The organism is Nguyenibacter vanlangensis (assembly GCF_013376155.1).
GTDB classification, from domain to species: domain Bacteria; phylum Pseudomonadota; class Alphaproteobacteria; order Acetobacterales; family Acetobacteraceae; genus Gluconacetobacter; species Gluconacetobacter vanlangensis.
Map to the genome: position 1 here is coordinate 1 of NZ_JABXXP010000453.1, position 2,359 is coordinate 2,359.

Here is a 2,359-nt window from a genome sequence, read left to right on the forward strand (position 1 = left end):
AGGCGCTGGCCGGCCTCGGCGCAATCGTCCTCGGTCAGCACCAGCGGCGGCACCAGGCGCAGCACGTTGTCGCCCGCCGTCACGCTCAGCACGCCCTCGTGCACTGCCGCTTCCTGCATCAGCCCGACCGGCACCACGCAGCGCAACCCCAGCATCAGCCCGATCCCCCGCCGCTCGGCGAACAGGTCGGGGAATTCGGTGATCAACCCATCCAGCCGGCCGGCCAGTTGCGCACCGCGTGCCTGCACCTCCTGCAGAAATCCGGGGGCCAGCACTACGTCCAGCACCGCGTTCGCCGCCGTGCAGGCCAGGGGGTTGCCGCCGAACGTCGTGCCGTGCGAGCCGGGCGTCAGGTGACGGGCCAACGCCTCGGTCGCCAGGATGGCGCCCATCGGAAAGCCGCCGGCGATCCCCTTGGCGGTGGACATCACGTCCGGGGTCACGCCCGACCATTCATGGGCGAACAGCCGGCCGGTCCGGCCCATGCCGGACTGGACCTCGTCCATGCCCAGAAACAGGCCGAACTCGTCGCAGGCCGCGCGCAATTCCTGCAGGAAGCGCGGATCGGCGACGTTGACGCCGCTTTCGCCCTGCACCGGCTCGATCATAATGCCGGCGGTCTCGGCCGTGATCGCGGCGCGTACGGCGTTCATGTTGTTCATCGGCACATGGTCGAAGCCCTCGACCTGCGGGCCGAACCCTTCGAGGTATTTAGGGTTGCCGGTCGCCGCCAGCATCGCCAGCGTCCGCCCGTGGAAGGCGCCGTTGAAGCAGATGACGCGGTTGCGCTCGGGGTGGCCGCCGAAGGCCTGGGCGCGGCGGATCATCTTCACCATGCCCTCGTTCGCCTCGGCGCCCGAATTGCAGAAGAAGACGCTGTCGGCGAAGCTGGCGGCGACCAGCCGTTCGGCCAGCCGCTCGGCCTGGGGCACCCGGTACAGGTTCGACACATGCATCACCCGCGCGGCCTGGTCGGCCACCGCCGCGACCAGATGCGGGTGGCCATGCCCCAGCGACGAGGTCGCGATCCCCGCGCCCAGATCCAGGAATCGTCGCCCGTCCGCCGCGTACAGCCAGCAGCCTTCGCCCCGCTCGAATGCGAGGTCGGCACGGTTGTAGGTGGGCATCAGGGCGGGAATCATCGAAAGCCAGGCCTTGTTGTGATGGTTGTGTTCCGGATCGTTCGTCTGCGGAAACACCAAAGGGCCCACACGCCGCAGCGGGCAGGCCTCGGTCTCCGCGCGCATGATGCGGGCGGGCGGCGGCACAAGTCAAATCCTGTCTTGACATGGCCCTCTTTCTGCGCGCCCACCGCGCCGGTGGGGCTTGAAGCCCCCCGGCTGCGTGCCAACGTCACCGACCGTCCCGGGACGCCGGGCAGGACCGTTCGGCGCGGGATCGGCCGTCATGACAGGACGGACACAGGAGACCGGGTCATGAATGCGATTACACTCGTCTTGTCGGGGCTGCTGCTGCTGCTGGGCATCTGGGCCGGTGGCCTGCTGGGTCCCGAGGGCGCGCCCATCCATCCGTGGTGGGCTCTGCCGTTCCTCGTCCTGTCGCTATGGATCTTCCTGTCGCTGCGGATGGCCAATGTCTGGCAGAAATTCGTCGTGCTGCGGATGGGGCGCCTGCAGGGCGTCCACGGGCCTAGCCTGTTCATGATCATCCCGGTGATCGACCGCATCGTCGCGATCATCGACGAACGCATCCAGACGACGGGTTTCAACGCCGAGCAGGCACTGACGCGCGACACCGTGCCGGTGAATGTCGATGCCGTGATCTTCTGGCATGTCCGCGATTCCGAGGCCGCGGCGCTGCGCATCACCAATTACCGCGAGGCGATAGACCGGATCGCCCAGACCTCGCTGCGCGAGATGATCGGCTCGTCCATGCTGGCCACGCTGCTGTCGGACCGGCGATCCTCGAACGAACAATTGCGCGCCGAAATCGCCGGCAAGATCACGGCTTGGGGGATCGATGTCATGTCGGTCGAAATCCGCGACGTCGCCATTCCCGTGGCGCTGCAGGACGCGATGTCGCGCCAGGCCCAGGCCGAGCGGGAGAAACAGGCCCGCATCATCCTGGGCTCGGCCGAGGCCGAGGTGGCGGCCCGTTTCGTCGACGCGGCCGAAACCTATGCCGGCCATCCGGCGGCCCTGCAATTGCGGGCGATGAATATCATCTATGAAACGACCAAGGAACGCGGTGCGACGATCCTGATGCCGACGACGATGATCGACAGCATGAACCCGGCCGCGGTCGCGGTCCTGTCGGGGGCGGCGGCCCGGACCGAACCCGAGATGCGCACCGCCGCCGAATAACGGCGCAGACGATCGGACGCGCGGCCGGCGGTATC

2 protein-coding genes are annotated in these 2,359 nt (G+C 68.0%); one reads left to right on the forward strand and one right to left on the reverse strand.

What is annotated here, in order from left to right:
• Window positions 1-1,142 (reverse strand): aspartate aminotransferase family protein (locus tag HUK84_RS15185; RefSeq protein ID WP_176641033.1); only part of this gene is annotated, 1,142 nt, incomplete at its 3' end.
• A 294-nt stretch (window positions 1,143-1,436) separates the two neighbouring features.
• On the opposite strand from HUK84_RS15185, the gene HUK84_RS15190 reads away from it, so the two are divergent.
• On the forward strand, window positions 1,437-2,324 hold the full coding sequence (locus tag HUK84_RS15190; protein WP_176641032.1) for a slipin family protein: 888 nt from the start codon (window positions 1,437-1,439) through the stop codon (window positions 2,322-2,324).
• Window positions 2,325-2,359 lie beyond the last annotated feature (35 nt).

Excerpts from the sequence above, each read along its gene's own strand:
- HUK84_RS15190 (WP_176641032.1), top strand. The coding sequence starts at position 1,437 with ATGAATGCGATTACACTCGTCTTGTCGGGGCTGCTGCTGCTGCTGGGC.